Source organism: Hymenobacter jejuensis (assembly GCF_006337165.1).
Classification (GTDB): domain Bacteria; phylum Bacteroidota; class Bacteroidia; order Cytophagales; family Hymenobacteraceae; genus Hymenobacter; species Hymenobacter jejuensis.
Map to the genome: position 1 here is coordinate 522,099 of NZ_CP040896.1, position 18,647 is coordinate 540,745.

14 protein-coding genes are annotated in these 18,647 nt (G+C 56.2%); 6 read left to right on the plus strand and 8 right to left on the minus strand.

Annotation, left to right across the window (positions count from 1 at the left end):
* Positions 1–6: 6 nt before the first annotated feature.
* Together FHG12_RS01915 and FHG12_RS01920 are read right to left on the minus strand one after the other, a co-directional pair.
* Positions 7–1,230: a Gfo/Idh/MocA family protein gene (locus tag FHG12_RS01915; RefSeq protein ID WP_139514007.1), complete on the minus strand. Its 1,224-nt coding sequence runs from the start codon at positions 1,228–1,230 to the stop codon at positions 7–9.
* On the minus strand, positions 1,230–2,204 hold the full coding sequence (locus FHG12_RS01920) for an FAD:protein FMN transferase (protein WP_139514008.1): 975 nt from the start codon (positions 2,202–2,204) through the stop codon (positions 1,230–1,232). The genes FHG12_RS01915 and FHG12_RS01920 overlap by 1 nt, the downstream gene beginning before the upstream one ends.
* A 645-nt stretch (positions 2,205–2,849) precedes the next feature.
* On the opposite strand from FHG12_RS01920, the gene FHG12_RS01925 reads away from it, so the two are divergent.
* The 6 genes from FHG12_RS01925 to FHG12_RS01950 all read left to right on the plus strand — a co-directional run bounded on the left by FHG12_RS01925 (position 2,850) and on the right by FHG12_RS01950 (position 12,126).
* On the plus strand, positions 2,850–5,930 hold the full coding sequence (locus tag FHG12_RS01925) for a SusC/RagA family TonB-linked outer membrane protein (protein WP_139514009.1): 3,081 nt from the start codon (positions 2,850–2,852) through the stop codon (positions 5,928–5,930).
* Between the two features lie 33 nt (positions 5,931–5,963).
* Complete coding sequence (locus tag FHG12_RS01930; protein WP_139514010.1) at positions 5,964–7,622, plus strand: RagB/SusD family nutrient uptake outer membrane protein; 1,659 nt, start codon at positions 5,964–5,966, stop codon at positions 7,620–7,622.
* A 76-nt stretch (positions 7,623–7,698) separates the two neighbouring features.
* Positions 7,699–9,063, plus strand: coding sequence for a 3-keto-disaccharide hydrolase (locus FHG12_RS01935; RefSeq protein WP_139514011.1), 1,365 nt, complete (start codon positions 7,699–7,701; stop codon positions 9,061–9,063).
* A gap of 31 nt (positions 9,064–9,094) precedes the next feature.
* On the plus strand, positions 9,095–10,468 hold the full coding sequence (locus tag FHG12_RS01940) for a Gfo/Idh/MocA family protein (RefSeq protein ID WP_139514012.1): 1,374 nt from the start codon (positions 9,095–9,097) through the stop codon (positions 10,466–10,468).
* Between the two features lie 19 nt (positions 10,469–10,487).
* Positions 10,488–11,552, plus strand: a complete 1,065-nt coding sequence (locus FHG12_RS01945; protein ID WP_139514013.1) for a DUF6807 domain-containing protein — start codon at positions 10,488–10,490, stop codon at positions 11,550–11,552.
* A 118-nt stretch (positions 11,553–11,670) separates the two neighbouring features.
* Complete coding sequence (locus FHG12_RS01950) at positions 11,671–12,126, plus strand: VOC family protein (protein ID WP_139514014.1); 456 nt, start codon at positions 11,671–11,673, stop codon at positions 12,124–12,126.
* Between the two features lie 96 nt (positions 12,127–12,222).
* Here FHG12_RS01950 and FHG12_RS01955 read toward each other — a convergent pair whose 3' ends face one another.
* The 6 genes from FHG12_RS01955 to FHG12_RS01980 all read right to left on the minus strand — a co-directional run bounded on the left by FHG12_RS01955 (position 12,223) and on the right by FHG12_RS01980 (position 18,647).
* Positions 12,223–13,332, minus strand: a complete 1,110-nt coding sequence (locus tag FHG12_RS01955) for an ABC transporter permease (RefSeq protein WP_139514015.1) — start codon at positions 13,330–13,332, stop codon at positions 12,223–12,225.
* Positions 13,329–14,438 carry an ABC transporter permease gene (locus FHG12_RS01960; protein WP_139514016.1) on the minus strand — a complete coding sequence of 370 codons (1,110 nt, stop codon included), beginning with the start codon at positions 14,436–14,438 and terminating at the stop codon, positions 13,329–13,331. The genes FHG12_RS01955 and FHG12_RS01960 overlap by 4 nt, the downstream gene beginning before the upstream one ends.
* Before the next feature lie 254 nt (positions 14,439–14,692).
* Positions 14,693–15,442, minus strand: coding sequence for an ABC transporter ATP-binding protein (locus tag FHG12_RS01965; protein ID WP_139514017.1), 750 nt, complete (start codon positions 15,440–15,442; stop codon positions 14,693–14,695).
* Positions 15,423–16,376, minus strand: coding sequence for an ABC transporter ATP-binding protein (locus FHG12_RS01970; RefSeq protein ID WP_139514018.1), 954 nt, complete (start codon positions 16,374–16,376; stop codon positions 15,423–15,425). Before FHG12_RS01970 ends, FHG12_RS01965 begins: the two co-directional genes overlap by 20 nt.
* Before the next feature lie 14 nt (positions 16,377–16,390).
* Complete coding sequence (locus FHG12_RS01975; RefSeq protein ID WP_139514019.1) at positions 16,391–17,347, minus strand: HlyD family secretion protein; 957 nt, start codon at positions 17,345–17,347, stop codon at positions 16,391–16,393.
* Between the two features lie 16 nt (positions 17,348–17,363).
* Positions 17,364–18,647, minus strand: coding sequence for a TolC family protein (locus tag FHG12_RS01980; RefSeq protein ID WP_139514020.1), 1,284 nt, complete (start codon positions 18,645–18,647; stop codon positions 17,364–17,366).

An 18,647-nucleotide genomic window follows, 5' to 3' on the forward strand; every position in this document is an offset into this window, starting at 1 on the left:
AACCTGTTATGTGAAGCTATACTCAGGGTGCCACTTCTCGATGGTGTGGTTGTAAATGGCTTGGTTGGCCATGTGCACCGTGCAAGCCGTGCGCGCCCCCGTAAGCACGTTCGAATCGGGCATCTTTTTCTCGCGTACGGCCCGGTAAAAGTCGTTCAGGGCATACCACGAGCCATCTTTCAACGGCTCGGAACCGGTGGTGATGGCAAGGCCACCCTCCTTGTTCCACGTAATTTTGGTGGCGCCGGTTACGCCGTCCACGGTGCCGTACTGCTTCAAAGTTTCCTTTTCGGGGTAGTATACACCCTCGTCAACGAGCAGCGAAATCGTGCCTTTCGTGCCTTTGAGCTTAAATAAATAGCCATCGCGGGCATTGCCGCACGTCGCCCCGAAGTTGCCAACCATGCCTTCTTGGGCGTAGCGCACCATCACCTGCACGTTGTCGTAGGTTTCGCGACCGTCTTTGTAGTAGTCGATGCCACCGGTGCCAAATACTTCGTCGGCGTGCGTTTCGAAAGCCCAGTTGATAAAATCCATCTGGTGCGAGAGCAGCTCCGCCGCCAATCCACCCGAATATTCGCGGTACATGCGCCAGTTGATTTTGCGTTCCAGCCCCGGCTCGGGCACGGGCCGGCGCCAGCTGCCGTTGCGGTCCCAGCGGCAATCAATCTGGGTTACCTTGCCCAAATAGCCCTGCTTGATCATCTCCTTCACCCGGTAATACAGCGGCGAGTAGCGGTACTGGTGCCCCACCTGCAACGTTTGGTTGGGCCGTGCCTGCGCCAGTTGCACCAGTTCCAAGGCCTGCGGAATATCGAAGGTCATGGTCTTTTCGAGGTACACCTGCTTGCCAGCTTGCAGCGCCGCTTTGGCAATGGGAAAGTGCATGTTGAGCGGCACGGCAATAATTACGGCTTCCACCGCCTTCGAATCCAGCAGGGCGTGGTAATCGGCGTAGGTTTTGGCTTTGTTGGCCGAGCCGATTTTCTGGGCGTCGCGCAGGCGAAACGGCAGATCGTCGCAGAGGGCCACGACTTCAAACTTGTCAGGCAGTTCCTGCAACACTTTCAGCAAGCCCGTGCCGCGGTCGCCGCACCCGATGACGGCAATTTTGATTTTGCCGGTGGCAGCCGGCGCCGCAAATGCGTCCATCAACCCACCGTTCAACAGCAGGCCGCCGGTCAGCATGCCTGTTTTTTTGAGAAAATCTCGTCTTGGAAAGTCCGTCATCAGTGAAAAATTAACCTTTGAAATCCCTGCGTGGTTGTGTCGGCAATGGCGCCGTTGGGGCGCTGGTAAATTACATACGCCTGAAGATCGGGGTGCCGACGCAGAAATGCGAGCGCTTTGGTCAGTCCCATGCCCATCAGGGCGTTGTCGTATGCATCAGCGGTAAAGGCATCGGGTGCCACTACCGTTATGCTAATCATCTCATTATTAAACGGATACCCGGTTTTCGGGTCCATCAGATGCGCGCTTTTTGTGGCGCCCCACTGCTTAAATTTGCGATAATTACCGGAAGTAGTAATGCCCCCAGCATTCACCTGAATAACTTGTTGCATATCAGCTGGGTGCAAATCACTGCTATCGGGCCGCTCAATCCCGATCCGCATCGGCTCGCCGCTGGGCCATTTGCGGCCTCGCACCCGAATTTCGCCGCCCAGCTCTACTAAGTAGTTGCGAATGCGCTTGCTCTCGAGTAGCATGGCCAGCACATCGACGGTGTAACCTTGGGCAATGCCGTTGAGGTCGATGCGCACGCCGGGCCGGTCTTTCACCAGCGAATCACCCCGCAGATGAAGTTTGTCGGACCCGACCTGCGGCAGTATCGCCTGAATGGCGGCCGGCGTAGGCGGCGCGGCAATATGTTCCGTCCCAAAACCCCAGGCCCGCACCAAAGGTTCGACGGTGGCATCGAAGAGGCCGTCTGTATCTTGGTACACCTGCAAAGCTTTGCGAACGACGGTGCGCAGATGCCGATCGGCGACAACGCCCCGCCGCGATTGGTTGAACTGGTTGATCAACGAGCCCGGCTTGTAGAGCGACAGCGAAGCATCAATTTCAGCTAGTTGCCGCGTTACGTCGTCGGTAGTTACCAGACTGTCAGTTGCATAGTAAGTAATGGCATACGTGGTTCCCTGGGCATACCCGTTGAGGTGGAAAGCCCGCAACGGAGCCGGAGCTGCCGGAAGCAGCCAAAGCATCGTTGCTAAAAGGAAGCCTAAAATCATGCAGCTACTAACTATATAGAGTGGGACAACGCCGGCGGTGATTGCCAAAGGCGCCGGAAAGGATTGCGGAAGGTGCAAAAAAGGAAGTTCGGCTGCTTATAAACAAGCTGCATCCTGTACTTACAGGCCCCAGCTTTGCCAAAGGTAGTACTTGTGGGCACGTTGCCCCATGCAAAATGCTGCCGCAGAGCGCTTTGTTCCCGACGCTGCGCGGCCGTCAAGCGGTTCGCCCATGAGAGTACAGGAAGGCAGAGCTGTTTTTTATGACGAATATCAGTTGCGGTTGGACCCTAACCATACAGCAAAGCCTGACATTCCCTGTTTTTCCAGATTATAGCCAGTTTTTATGCTGACAGGCAAGCGCAGGATGAAAACGGCTTAATTCGTTATCTTTCAACTAGATGCCTTCGTAGCGCAAAAGTTCCGACAACGTTTGCGGAAATAAAAATCCTGATTCGCCTCCCATTCACGCTCATTCCTTATAGATTACCCTAAAGTTTGCATAGCTAGCAGTAAATCAGGGATTTAAGATTGGCCTGTCTTTTTTCGAAAAAGTACAGCGCATGAACACCGCAATAGCTTCTTCACATCTTCCTTCACCTAACCAACTCCCATCACATGACTGCACTGTACTCACGACACTTTAGGGTGCCCCTTCTTACGTTGCTGCTGCTGATCTGCGCCTCCTTGGGGGCCTGGGCGCAGCAAGCCGGAACTGACATCAGCGGCCGGGTTGTAGACGAGAAAGGCAGCGGACTGCCCGGCGTCACGATTCAGGTGAAAGGTACCACCACCGGCACCAGCACCGATGGCGACGGCAAATTCTCGCTGAAAGTGCCTGCGGGCTCCAATACGCTGGTAATTTCTTCGGTGGGCTTGGTGGCCCAGACCGTCAACATTGACGGACGCAAGCAGCTCAACGTCACACTGAAAGAGGATGTGCACGCGCTGGCCGATGTAGTGGTAGTAGGCTATGGTACGCAAAAGAAAAGCCAGACTACCGGCGCCATTTCTTCGGTTTCGTCCAAGGAAATCGCTGAATTGCCGGTAACCAATGCCCGCCAGGCCTTGCAGGGCCGGGCAGCCGGTGTCGACGTCATTCAGTCGGGCAGTGAGCCCGGCGGTGGCGTTACGGTGCGCATCCGGGGGCGTCGCTCCATTAACGCTTCTAATGACCCGCTGTATGTCGTTGACGGCATTCCGGTAGCGGGTGGCATCGATGATATTAACCCACAAGACATTGCTTCTCTGGAAGTTCTGAAAGACGCCTCGGCTACCGGTATTTACGGTTCGCGCGGTGCCAACGGCGTGGTGCTGGTAACTACCAAGCGCGGCAAAGCGGGCAAAACAGTGGTGAGCTACGATGGATACGGCGGCTTTTCCAACCCGCTGGGTAAGGTAGACGTCATGACCGGGCAGCAATTTGCCGACTACAAGCGCGAAGCTTACCGTACGGCGGGCATCTACGATGACAAAGACCCGGTTGCCTCCGACAAGAAAACCTTCACGGCCATCGAGCTGGACGGCATTGCCTCGGGCCGCAGCACCGACTACCAGTCCTTATTACTACGCACGGGCTCCATCCAGAGCCATCAGGTTGGCGTACAGGGCGGTAGCGAAAAGACTCAGTTCTCGGTTTCGGGCAACTACTTCCAGGAAAAAGGCATCCTGAAAACGACGGATTTCACCCGCTATACCTTCCGCGTCAACCTCGATCACCAGATCAACGACCGCATCCGGATTGGTACGTCTACGTTCGGGGTATACAGCGTTAACAACGGTTCCGATAGCCCCATCAACAACCCTTCGTTCGACGGCTTCCCGAACCCCAACTACGTAGCACGCGGCTTCCACCCGTTTGCCGGCGCTCTGTCGGAAAACCCGCTGGGTAAGCCTTATGACGACAACGGCACGCTGATCTTCCTGCCGACTCCCGACGGCCTGCGCTCCAACCCTGCTGCTGAAGTAGTGCCAGGCGCCAACGTCGCCCAAACCAAAACCGTCCGCATCTTCAACAGTGTGTACGGCGAGTGGAAAATTGCAGATGGCCTGAAATACCGCGTCAATTTCGGCCCTGACTTCACCAACCAGCGCTTTGGGCGCTTTACGGGCACCTTCACCAACGCCCGCCGCTTAGGCGCGCCTACGGCCCGCACCGAGTACGGCCAGCGCTTCAACTACACGGTGGAGAACATCCTGACCTATAACAAAACCTTCAATTCGGTACACAACCTGAACCTGACGGCTCTGCACTCAATTCAGCGCGACAACTACGAAACCGGCTTTATCGACGTAAACGCCGTGTCGGCCGAATCGCAGATGTTTTATAACCTGGGCCAGGCAGGCTCTTTCAACGCCCCCGGCACCGACCTGCAAACCTGGACGCTGCAATCGTTCATGGGTCGCGTCAACTACGACTTCAAGGAGAAATACCTGATAACGCTGACCGGCCGCTACGACGGATCTTCCCGTTTCGGCTCGAACAACAAATACGGTTTCTTCCCTTCCATGGCCTTGGGCTGGAATGTAGGCGACGAAGAGTTCTTCAAAGGCCTTTCGTGGCTTGACCAGTTGAAGCTTCGGGGCAGCTACGGCTCGATTGGTAACACCGGTATTTCGCCTTACCAGACCCAAAGCTTGCTGGCTCGCACGAGCTACGCTTTCGGCACGTCGCCGGCCTATGGCTACCGCGTGGGTACGTTGGGCAACAACGACCTGAAGTGGGAAACGACCAGCACCGCCAACGTCGGGGCCGACTTTAGCCTGTGGAAAGGCCGGGTATACGGCTCGATCGAAGCCTACCAAGCTGATACACGTAACTTGTTGCTTTACAATCAGTTACCTATCTCCAATGGTTTTGACCGGGTACTGCAAAACGTAGGCCACACCCGCAACCGGGGCGTAGAAGTAACCCTGACGACCGTAAACGTGAACACCCCCAGCGGCTTCAAGTGGTCGACGGACCTCCAGTTTACCCGCAACCGCGAGGCCATTGTCGAGCTATTCAATGGCAAAAGCGATGACGTTGGTAACCAACGCTTTATCGGACAGCCATTGCAAGTGTACTACGATTATCAGAAGATCGGCATCTGGCAGCTAGGCGAGGAAACGCAAGCCGCTGCCTTCGGCCAGAAAGTTGGCCAGATCAAGATCAAAGACCAGAACGGCGACGGCAAAATCGACGCTGTTAATGACCGCATCATCTTGGGCTCCACGATACCGAAATGGGCCGGCGGCATCACCAACCGCTTCGCTTACAAGGGATTCGACCTGTCATTCTTCGTGTATGCCCGCGTAGGCAACATGATCCGCAGCGACTTCCACCTCGGCACCAACCAGCTGGCCGGCCGCTACAACAACCTGGACATCAACTACTGGACGCCAACCAACCCGACCAACGACTTCCCCCGGCCCAACAAGGACCAAGAGTTCCCGGTCTACAATTCGACGTTGCAATACTTCGATGGCACCTTCGTGAAGGTGCGTAACATCAACTTCGGCTACAATTTCTCGCCGGGTTTCATAGAGAGCCTCAAAATCACGGGGTTGCGGGTATACGCCAGCATTCAGCAGCCGTTCATCTTCGCCCAATACCGCTCGAAGTACAAAGGCATCGACCCCGAAACGTCGGATGTCGTGAATGCCAACCAGATTCCTTCGGTGCGGCAGATTACGTTTGGCGTGAACGCGAAATTTTAAGGCCCGCCCCTAGCATTTTCAAATCATCGAGACATGAAGACCTTGAAATACAGCACTTCACTTTTGGCGGCAGCCCTGCTGTTGCTGACCACCCCTTCCTGCAAAGACCTACTAAAGGAAACCGTGGTTTCGCAGGTGGGAGCTGATTACCTCACCACGGCCGCGGGCTTCGAAGCCGGCGTGAAAGCCGTGTACTCCTCGCTGCGCGACTTTTACGGCCGCGAAAACGGCATGGACGTAACTGTCTTTGGCACTGATACTTATACGTTTGGTTCCGACGGCACCTACAAGTATATGAATCAGTACACGACCCAGTTGGATAGCCGTACGCAGCCCATCATCGATATCTGGAACGCCTTCTACATTGGCATTAACACGGCCAACGCCGTTATTGACCAAGCCCCGAACGTGACGGGCCTCGACGAGGCCACCAAGAAGCGCCGGATAGCCGAAGTCAAGTTTCTGCGGGCGCACCACTATTTCGTGCTGGTGCAGCAGTATGGCGCAGTTCCACTGGTGCTGTCTCAGAGCACCACGGCCAACAAAGTGGCTACCCGTACGCCTGTGAAAGAGGTTTACGCAGCTATCGTACAGGATCTGGAGTCGGCCTTGCCCGATTTGACGGCCACCACCCCTGATTATGGTCGCGTAACCAAAGGCGCCTGCGAGCACCTGCTGGCGCGGGTGTACCTCACCAAAGCCACCTCAGAAGCTGCCGCCGCCGATGACTACGCCAAAGCGGCTACTTATTCCCAGAACGTTATCAAGAACTACACCTACAAGCTGCTGCCCGATTTTGCCAGCGTGTTTCAGCAAGGTGCCGGCGAGATCAACGACGAGGTCATTTTTGCTACCCAATACACTTCTGACCCTACCACCAACGGCGTCGGCAACGAGACCCACCTGTACTTTGTGATGGAGTACGACGCGCAAGCGGGCATGAAGCGCAGCATCGATTTGGGGCGCCCCTTCCGCCGGTTCCGGCCTACGGAGTATTTGCTGAATACGGTGTACGCCGACCGCGTCAACGATTCGCGCTATGCCAAGAGCTTCCGGACGGTATATTATTCCAACAACCCCGGCACGTTCACGAACCTGTTCGATACGTCGAAATCGTCGATCACCGTGAAGGCTGGCGACACCGCCATCTACCTGCCCGGCGTGGAATGGACGCTGGCGCAACGGGCCAAAAAGCCCTATCAAGTATTGGTACCGAGCTTGTACCGGCCCAACCTGTTCCCGACGCTGACCAAGTTTCTGGACCCTATTCGCCCCGACTTGCAGTATCAGCCCGGCAGCCGCGATTTCTTGATGTTCCGCTTGGCCGAAACGTATCTTATTGCTGCTGAAGCACTTGTAAAACAAGGCAAAGTAACCGAAGCGCTGCCGTTCATCAACACGCTGCGGCGGCGGGCGGCGTTTCCCGGCAAAGAAGCTGCTATGCAAATCACAGCAAGCCAGCTCACTATGGATTTCATCATGGAAGAGCGTGAGCGCGAGCTGCAAGGCGAAATGTTCCGCTGGTTCGACCTGAAGCGTTGGGGCAAACTGATTGAGCGCGTCAAGCTTTACAACCCAGATGCGGCCCCCAACATCAAAGCGGGCAAACACGAAGTGCGGCCTATTCCGCAGGACCAAATCGACCGGACGGCTGGCGGCGTTGCCTCCTTCCCCCAAAATCCGGGATACTAAACCGTTGGTTTCGTAGCTGTTGAAATGAACAAACTGTAAACCTTTATCAATCAACACATTGGCAAAATTCAGATCATTGGCTGCCTACGTTGCGGTGGCATCGCTGGCTTTCGTACAGCCTCACCAGAGTCTGGCAAAAGCTGCCGACGCGTGGCAGAACCTCTTCGACGGCAAAACCCTGAACGGGTGGAAACGCCTGGGCGGCACAGCCGATTACAAAGTTGAAAATGGCGTGATTGTCGGCACGACGGTCATGAATTCGGGCAACAGCTTCCTGACGACCGAGAAGGAATACGGCGACTTTCAACTGGAAATCGACATTATGCTGGAAAGCCCCGTGAGCAACACGGGCGTACAGACGCGCAGCCACTTCAACACGCCCGGTCACGAAGGCAAAGTCTACGGTCGGCAGATCGAGATTGACCCTTCGGAGCGGGCCTGGTCGGGCGGCGTCTACGATGAGGCGCGCCGCCAGTGGCTCTACCCGCTGGACCTCAACCCGAAGGCCAAAACCCTCTACAAGCAGGGCCAATACAACCACCTGAAAATTGAGTGCATCGGCAACGAGACCAAAACCTGGCTCAACGGCCAGCCCGTCGCCTATGTCGTCGATCCGGTGGACCCGAAAGGGTTTATTGGCTTGCAGGTGCACGCCATCAACACGAAGGAGCAGGAAGGCAAGAAGATCTACTTCAAGAACATCAAGATCAAAACCACGGACCTGAAGCCGAGCCCGTTTCCGGCGGATATCTATGTGGTGAACTTCGTGCCCAACTACCTCACGCCCTACGAAAAAGAACACGGCTGGAAGCTGCTGTTTGATGGCAAAACCTCGGCAGGCTGGCGCAGTGCGAAGGCTACCACCTTCCCGGCCCAGGGCTGGCAAACTACCGACGGCACGATGACCGTGCTTTCGTCGGAAGGCAAGGAAGCGGCCAACGGCGGCGACATCGTGACCAAAGACGAGTTTGGGTCGTTCGACCTGTCGTTTGAGTTCAAGCTGACGCCCGGTGCCAACAGCGGTGTGAAATACTTCGTGACGCTGGCCGAAAAGTCGGAGGGCTCTTCCATCGGCCCTGAATATCAGGTACTTGACGACGATCGCCACCCCGACGCTAAGCTCGGCCGCGACGGCAACCGTACGCTGGCTTCGTTATACGACTTAATCAAGGCCGACAAAAATCCGCGCTTCATCCATCCCATCGGTGAGTGGAACGTGGGCCGCATCGTGTCTTACCCCGACAAGCGCGTGGAGCATTACCTGAACGGCGCGAAAGTGCTGGAATATACGCGCGGCTCCAAGGAGTTCCGCGACCTCGTGGCGCAGAGCAAGCACCACATCTGGCCGAACTTCGGGGAAGCGCCCAAAGGGCACATCCTGCTACAGGATCACGGCAACCAAGTGTCGTTCCGCAGCATCAAAATCAAAGAGCTTAAATAACTAGTCCTACCCTTTCCTTAATTCCTTTCCCATGTCAAACGAATCTAACGAATCCAACGCCCGCCGGCACTTTATCAAGCAGGCGGCCCTCGCTAGCGCCGGCGTCATGTTTTCGCAGGTAGCGTGGTCGGCCAGCAGCTATAAAAGAATCATCGGGGCCAACGACCGCGTGCGCGTCGGCGTAGTTGGTTTTTCCGATCGCCACAAAGGCTCGCACATGCCCTGTTTCATGGAGCATTATAAAGAGCTGAATTTCGACGTGGTCGGCGTTTCCGACATCTGGAACAAGCGCCGCGAAGAAGGCGCCGCCGCCTGGAAAGCCAAAATGGGCCACGACGTAGCGGCCTACCGCAACAACGAGGAGATGTACGACAAGAAGGCGGTGGATGCCGTGTTTGTCAGCACCGCCGACTTCCAGCACGCCCGCCACGCCATCGAGGCCGTAAAAGCCGGCTGCGATGTGTACTGCGAAAAGCCCTTCGCCGAAACGATGGAGGACAACCGCGCTGCCCTGAAAGCCATCAAAGCTTCCAAGCAAATCGTGCAGATCGGCTCGCAGCGCCGCAGCGGATCCAACTACCACGCGGCCGAAGCCTTCATCAAGTCGGGCAAGTTCGGGCCCATCACGATGGTGGAACTGACCTGGAACGTCAACCAGCCCGGCCGGTGGCGTCGCCCCGACTTGGTGCCGCTGCTGAAAGAGTCGGACACTGACTGGAAGCGGTACTTGATGAACCGGCCCATGGAAGCCTTCGATGCACGTAAATATCTAGAGTTCAGGTTGTTCTGGCCTTATTCTTCGGGCCTGCCCGGCCAGTGGATGAGCCACCAGATTGATACCGTGCACTGGTTCAGCGGCTTGCAGCACCCCCGCAGCGTGGTAGCCAACGGCGGCATTTACGCCTGGAAAGACGGCCGCCGCAACTGGGATACCATCACAGCGGTATTCGATTACGGCCCTGCCAACGATCCTACCAACGGCTTCCAAGTAACCTTCGGCTCGCGGATGCACAACGGCGACGAGCACCCCGCCGAGATTTACTACTCTAACGGCGGCGAGCTGAACCTGAACACCAACATGGTTTCGCCTAAAGGTGGCCTGACCGAGAAAATGGCGGCTCAGATGAAGATGAAGCCCAACCTGCTGCCCGAAACCAGCCTGTCGGCAGCGGAGCCGGTGATCGCGTCAGCCAACACGGGCGGCGACAAGCTGACTTCCAACCACGTCCGCAACTGGATGGAGTGCGTGCGCAGCCGCAAGACGCCCAATGCGCCCGTAGAAGCTGGCTACAGCCATTCCATTGCCACCATCATGACCAACGCGGCCGTGCACTCGGGCCAGAAAGCCACTTTCGACGAGAAAACCCAGGAAGTAATGGTGGGCGGCAAGCCTTTCCTTGCCTAAGCCGTTAAATCAAGAAACGATGCTAAAATTCGCGATACCCTGTGGGGGTGCCTTGCTGCTGACGCTGGCGAGCCTTACGAACGCCAGCGCCCAGAAAACGGAGGCCGTTCGGGTTACAAAGGACGCCAAGGCCAAGAAGATTGACGTGTTTGTGGGCAATAAACTGTTTACCAGCTTCTTGTATCCCGATACACTGGAAAAGCCGGTGCTGTACCCACTGCGGGCCGCCAACAACACGGTGGTCACGCGCGGCTTTCCGCTCAACCCCAAGCCCGGCGACCCCACCGATCACCCGCACCACATTGGGCTGTGGTTTAACTTCGAGAATGTCAATGGGTTAGACTTCTGGAACAACTCCTACGCCATTCCGAAAGAGAAGAAAGGCTCGTACGGCTGGATCAAAACCGACAAGATCATCAGCACGACCAGCGGCCCGACCGGCACGCTGGCTTACCACGCCAACTGGACCAACCAGAAGAACGAGGTTTTGCTGGAAGAAACTACCCGGTTTGAGTTTAGCGGTACCGACCGCGAGCGCACCATCGACCGCGTGACGACCCTAAAAGCCAACACGGAAGTGAAGTTCACCGACGCCAAAGACGGCCTGTTGGGCCTGCGCGTCGCCCACGAGCTGCAAATGCCGTCGGACAAGGACGAGAAGTTCACCGACAGCAAAGGCATCGTGACGGTAGTGAAGGCGGGCACCGACAAGACGCCCAATGGCAACTACGTCACCAGCGCCGGCAAACGGGGCAATGACGCCTGGAGCACGCGCGGCGCGTGGTGCAAGCTCTACGGCAAAATGGGCCAGGATTCGGTAACGATTGCTATTCTCGACCACCCGAAGAACCCAAACTACCCGACCTTCTGGCACGCCCGCGGCTACGGTTTGTTTGCGGCTAACCCCTTGGGCGAGAAGATCTTCACCAACAACGCGAGTGAGAAAAACCTCACGCTCAAGAAGGGTGAATCGGTTACGTTCCGCTACCGCGTGCTCATCGACGAAGGTGGCAAAACGCTGACGACGAAGCAGCTCAACGATGCTGCCGCCGACTTCGCCAAAAAAAGCGTCGCCTCCAAATAACGGACGCGCGAGCTACCCTGAAACAGCAGGACCAACGGCCGTGAAAGCAGCTGTTAGTCCTGCTGTTTTCTTTGGAAATAGCTATTTCACAAACGTTTAATAATCAATCACTTACATAATGAAACAACTTTTCGTTTTGCTCCTGTTGTGCAGTTTTTTCCGAGTGCAGCCAGCGCATAGCCAGGCGAAAGCCAGCTCCACTCCTACTTTCAACCACGCGGCTGTGTGCGTGAAGGACTTGAAAAAGAGCGTTGCCTTCTACCACAACGTGATGTACTTGGAGGAGATTGCCAATCCCTTCAACGACGGCATCCATGCTTGGCTCAAGATTGGGCCGAACCTGCAACTGCATGTGATTCAGCGCGATTGCGCGCCCATCACCAACAAGAACATCCATTTGTGCTTCGCCGTGGCGTCGCTCAGCGATTTTATCGGCCACCTGGAAAAGACAAACGTGGCGTACACCAACCTGAAAGGCGAAGGCAAAGAGCCCACGCTGCGCGCCGACGGGGTAAAGCAAATCTACTTACAAGACCCCGACGGGTACTGGATCGAAGTTAACGACGCGAAGTAAAACCCTGATTTCAAGCAATCTACAAGTCACAACACAGGGTGTAGAGACGCGACACCTCGCGTCTCTACACCCCGGATATCGATTGAAAAGCCGCGCTTACGTGGTTTTGTGGTAGTTAAGAATGGCCCAGGTGTTCAGCACGACCGCAAAAATCACTTCGTAGCCCAGTTGGCGTGAAACGTCGGCCAGCCCGCTGCCTTTCAGCACAATCATGCGCACCACTTCAATAAAGTGCGTTACGGGCGAGCAATACGCAATGTAGCGCGCCCACGGCGGCATGCTGTCGAGGGACGTGAACAGCCCACTCATCAGGATAAAAATCATGATGAAGAAGAACGCCACGAACATGGCCTGAAGTTGCGTTTCGCTGTAGGTCGAGATCAGCAGGCCAAACCCCAGCAGCGCCACCAGATACACGCCCGCAAACAGGTAAAGCGTGGGCAGGCTCCCGACCGGAATGATGCCGTAGAGCACGCGAGCGATGATGAGCCCGATGGTGAAGACGATCATGCCCAGAATCCAGAACGGGATCATCTTGCCCAGAATGAATTGCCATTTTTGGATGGGCGACACGTTGATCTGCTCGATGGTGCCGATTTCCTTTTCGCGCACAATGTTCAGGGCCGTGAGAAAGCCGCCCACCATTGTGAGCAGCAGCACCAAAATGGCCGGCACCATGAAGAATCGGTATTCGCCCAGCGGGTTGTACCAGTTGGAAGAAGCGATGTCGATGGTGGCAGCCGACGGCGGGCTTTGCCATTCGAGGCGTATGCCCTGGTTGAAATCGGCGATGATGCGCGTGAGATAGGCACCGCCCAGGCTGGCACGCGTGCCGTTGATGGCGTCCACGGCCAGCGAAAGCTGCTGCGAGCCTTCGCGCACCAAGTTGCGCTCGAAGCCATTGGGGATTTCCAGCACAAGGTCGGCCTTATTGTCTTCAACCAGCCGCAGCCCCTGCCTAAACGAAGGCGCGTAGGCCGCAAGCCGGAAATAGCCCGACGAGCCGACTTTGGCAATCAGGCGGCGCGAATAGCTGCTGTGGTCGTTGTCGACGACGGCCAGGTTGATGTTCTTGACGTCGTAGTTGGCTGCTAAAGGCATGATTATCAGCTGGATCGAGGGCATGATGAAAATCATGGCCAGGATGCTCTTGTCGCGGAAAATCTGCCGGAATTCCTTGCGCAGCAGGAAAAACAAGGTTCTCATGTCAGCCGGATTTTGAAGTTGCGCAAGCTGATGCCCAGCAGCACCACCGCCATAAGCCCCAGAATAAGCGTTTCCTTCCAGACGGCCTCAAACCCTAAGCCCTTGAGCATGATGGCCTTAACCACGAGGTAGTACCAGTGCGAAGGAACGATATTGGGCACGAGCCGCAACGGACCAGGCAGGTTTTCGAGCGGAAACATGAAGCCCGTAAACAGCAGCGTGGGCAGCATCATGCCCATCATGGAGGCCAGCATGGCTACTTGCTGCGAAGCCGTAACGTTGGAAATCAGCAGGCCCAGCGATAAACAGCTGATAATGAAAACGGTACTGACCACGTATAACAGTACCACGCTGCCCTGAATGGCAACGTTCAGCACGAATACCGACAACAGCAGAATCAGGGTGAAGTCGAGCAGCGACAGCACCAGATACGGCACCGCCTTGGCAATGAGCACCAGCAGCGGCCTAAACGGCGACACCAACAGGATTTCCATGGTGCCCAGCTCCTTTTCGCGCACAATGGCTACGGAAGTAAGGGTGGTGCAAACGATCATCAAAACCAGCGCCAGCACCCCCGGAATGAAATTCAGAGAGCCATTCATGTCGGGGTTGTAGAGCATGCGGGTTTCGGGCACTATTTGATAGGGCAAAGCGCCGGCCGCTTGGTTTAGCTCCTGCTGGTAGTCGCCCACAATGGCTGTGAGGTAGTTGGTAATGGTAGTGGCCGCGTTTGGGTCCGAAGCGTCGGCGATGATTTGCAGCTGCCCGCGGCCTGTATGCAGCAAGTCGCGGTTGAAGTTGGTCGGGATGACCAGCGCCGCCTTGATGGTGTTGCGGCGAAAGGCCGTTTCCATCTCCGAGTAGCTCAGCAGCGAACGTTGCAGGCGAAAGCGCGTGCTGGCCTGCAACCGACTGATAATCTGCTGCGAAGCGTTGTCCTTAGCAAAATCTACTACGGCCAGGTTAACGTCCTTGACCTCACTGCTCAGGGCAAAGCCAAAGAGCAGAATCTGCGCCGTGGGCAGGCCAAACAGGATGAGCAAGGTGCGCCGGTCGCGGAAGACGTGGTAAAATTCCTTGCGAATAAAGACGAGTAGCTGTTTCATGAGGAAATCAGAATCTTATCCAAGACGACACAACATAACGTGTTGATTATCAATATTTTATTGTTGCATAGTTTCAATCTTACCCTTACCACTTCACGGCTGTCATCCAGAGCGCAGCGAAGGATCTCTCCCGCAGTAGTAATCCATATAGCATGGCAACGAAGCAGTAGAGATCCTTCGCTGCGCTCTGGATGACGTTTTATTAAATAATACATTCTATAATATAATTACTTCACTATAAACTACTTACAGCCTTACTCGCCGCGCTTGGCACCACGGGCCAACTGATAAAACACGTCGTCCATCGAATCGGTGTGGTGAGCGCGCTTTAGGTTAGCCGGCGAATCCAGGGCTTCTACCCGGCCGTCGACCATGATGGAAATGCGGTTGCAGTACTCGGCTTCGTCCATGTAGTGCGTGGTCACGAAATTGGTGATGCCCCGGTCGGAAGCCGCATAAATCAGATCCCAGAACTGGCGCCGCGTCACCGGATCGACGCCCCCCGTAGGCTCATCCAGAAACACGATTTTTGGTTCGTGAATGATGGCGACCGAAAAGGCCAGCTTTTGCTTCCACCCCAGCGGCAGACTGCCCACCAGCTTTTTAGCCTCGCTTTGCAGACCCAACGTGGTGACCAGCTCGTCGCTTTTGGCTTTGAGCTGCTGGTTGGTAAGGCCATAAATTCCGCCGAAAAACTCGATATTTTCCAGCGTGGTCAAGTTTTCATAAAGCGAAAACTTCTGGCTCATGTAGCCGATGTTCCGCTTGATCTGCTCTTGCTGCCGGTACACGTCGAACCCCGCCACGGTCGCTTGGCCCGAAGTCGGGTATGATAGGCCGCAGAGCATGCGCATGGCCGTGGTTTTGCCCGCACCATTAGCGCCCAAAAACCCAAAAATCTCGCCCTGCGCCACGTCAAACGTGATCCGGTCAACGGCCCGAAAGTCGCCGAATTGCTTTGTCAGCTCGTGGCAGACAATGGCTTTAGCGGACGACGGTTCCATGAGCCTGGCTGGGTTGCGCGCTGGTCATCAGGTCGATGAAGCAGTCTTCGATGGTGGGCGAAATGGCTTTAACCTCAAGGCCAGTGTGGCCTTTCTCCGTCAGATAACGCCGAAGCGCGGCCTCGTTTTCCGGCAGGTTTTGTTGGAACGTGACGTGCACGTACTCGCCAAAAGCGTAACTGCCGTATACGAATTGACAAGCACGTAAATCATTGAGCAACTGATGGATAGCATCGGATTTTACCGCGTACAGCTTACGGGGATAAGCTGTGATGACGTTCGAGGGCGTGTCGATGGATAAAATCTTACCGCCCTGTATTAGCGCGATGCGCTCGCAGAGAGTGGCTTCGTCCATGTAAGGCGTCGACACCAAAATGGTGATTCCCTGCTGCTTAAGCCGCTTGAGCATGGCCCAGAATTCCTTCCGCGACACTACATCTACGCCCGTGGTGGGCTCGTCGAGAAAAAGCACCGTGGGCTTATGAATCAGGGCGCAACACAGGGCCAGCTTCTGCTTCATGCCGCCCGAAAGCTTGCCCGCGCGCCGCGTTTTGAAAGGCTCGATTTGTTCGTAGATGTCCTTGATTAAAGCATAGTTTGCCGCAACGGTTGTTTCGAAAAGCGCGGCAAAGAAGTTCAGGTTTTCCTCCACCGTAAGATCCTGATACAGTGAGAATTTGCCGGGCATGTAGCCCACGCTGCTCCGGATGGCACGGTAGCCCTGCTGCACATCGTGGCCGTCCACGGTGGCCCGGCCCGAATCGGCCAGCAGCAGCGTAGTGAGGATGCGGAATATGCTGGTTTTGCCGGCCCCATCCGGGCCAATCAGCCCAAATAACTCACCCGGCTCTACCGAAAACGACACATCATCTACGGCCAGCACGGTTCCCTTATCGTAGGTTTTGGTGATGTGTTCCAGCGTTACAGCGCCCATACTACAACTATTTACTAATGAGACACTTGTGGATTCAGTAATACTTCACCGTACATCCCGATTTTGAGGTAGCCGTCGTTCTTGACCCGCACATTCAGGGCGTACACGAGGTTGGCGCGTTCGTCTTTGGTCTGAATAGTCTTGGGCGTAAACTCCGACTTGCTCGAAATCCAGGAAATGGTCCCGGGATAGATTTTGAAGGCCTTTTCGCCGTTATCAATGCGCACCGTAACCCGCTGGCCCAGCTGCACTTGCGGCAGTTGCGTCCCGGTGATGTAGGCGTGCAGCGAGAGCGTATCGGTGTTGGCAATGCGGTACAACGGCTTGCCCATCGTGGCCACCTCGCCGGCAAAGACATATTTGGTGAGCACCGTACCGGTTATCGGATTGACGATCTGGCCTTTGCGAATCTGTTCTTCAAACTGGGCTGCCGTTTTGCCGAGGGCAGCCCGGTTGCTGAGCACGGCCCGGTTTTGAGTGGCGGTGTTGCTCTCCGCCACCCTGATCTGCTGGCGCGTGACGGCCAGTTGGGCCTGCATCTGCGTGATTTGAGCATTAAGGTCGTCGAGCTGTTTTTGGGTGGCCGCGTCGGCGGCAATCAGGTTTTGGGTGCGGGTTCGTTCGCGCTGAAGTTGCTGAAGCTGAGCTTCCTGCACCACCAGTTGGCGGCGCGTGAGAGCAACTTGCGGGGCGGCACTGCTGGTTTGCTGGCGCAGCGCATCCATCGAAGCCTGGGCCTGCTCCCGCTGAAGCCGGGCCGTGGTCACGTCGATCTGGCCTACCGTTGTGCCGGCTTTGAGTACGTCGCCTTCTTGAAGGTTGAAGGACAAAATCTGGCCGTTTTGCTGGGCTGACACGATGACTTCATCCGCCTCGAAATTGCCGGATGCGTCGAAATCAGGGCCTTTTTTCTGGCAGGAAGCCAGGGCAACACAGGCAGCAGCCACGGTTAGGGTTGACAGAAATTTCATGACAAAAGCGTGCTGATTAGTTGCCGGAAGTGGTCTGGTAGCTGTATTGGGCCTGCAACAACTGAATCTGGTGCAGCACGAGTGCCTGCCGCGCCGCGCTCTCGGCGTTTACCTGCACAATGTATTCGTGGCTGGTGATGACGCCGTTTTGCAGCTGGGCGTTGGCCGAATTTTTCACCGAAGTACGAAGCGCCACAATCTGCTCGTCCTGAGCTAGTTGCTCTTGGTATTTCTGCACGTCGGCCTGCTGCCGGGTGAGTGTGAGGTGGGTATTGAAGAGGAAGGTTTCGCGCTGCACGTCCACGTTTTGCCTGCTCAGGTTCAGCAATTGCACGTCGTTGCGGTGCGTGGTGTAGAGGCTGCTCAGGTTCCAGCTCAGGCGCAGGCCACCGATCCAGAAAAAGCCGAAGTCGTTGCTGATGATGTTGAAGGTTGGCCGCCCGTAGTTTTCCTGAAAAAAGGCGCTAAACCGCGGCCGTAACGCCGCCCGCAATTGGGTTTCCTGCGCGTCGAAAGCGCGTTTTTGCGCCTCATACAGCCCCAGTTCCGGGCGGTTGATCTGGGGAGTAAGCCCCACGGGCTGAGGCTTTTCCAACTGCACTTGCTCATCGAGTGGCTCGTTGATGAGCAGCCCGAGCATGGTGGCGTAGGCACGGCGGGTAGCGCGTAGCTCAGTCACGGTTTGGTCTACTCCTACCAGCTCGGCCTTTAGCTCGTTGAGGCTGCTGCGAAAGGCCACGCCGTTGGTCAGTTGCGCCTGCGTTTTGTCGACGCCGCTTTGGATGTCGGTGCGGCGCAGCGCGACTTGTTTGAGTTGCTCATCCAGCAGCAGCAGCCCAAAAAACACCTGGTTCACGCGATCGCGAAGCGTGTAAAGGTTCACTTCCAGGTTCTGATTCTGCACGTCGGCGTCGGCCTGACGAATCTGCTGAGCGGCCCGAATGGCTCCGCCGTCGTACACCACCTGCTCGATTTGCCCGGTAATCCGATATTGATCCTTACTGATTTTGGGCAACGCATCGCTCAGCGGCGAGCCCACCGGAAAGCGCCCCGCGAAGTCTACCGTCTGGCTTTGGTAAGTGGCTTGCCCACTTACACTTACCTGAGGCAAATAGCCTTTGGCAGCGTTTGCCACGGAATACTCGCGAGTCTTCTGAATAAGCTCCCGCTGCCGGATCAGCGGATAATTCTGCTGGGCCCGCGCCTGGCAGTCGGCCAACGTCAGAGGCGGCGAAGGGGTTTGTGCCCAGCTACTTCCAGCCAGCGCCAGCCAGCCGAGCAGCGCAACTACCTTTTTCAT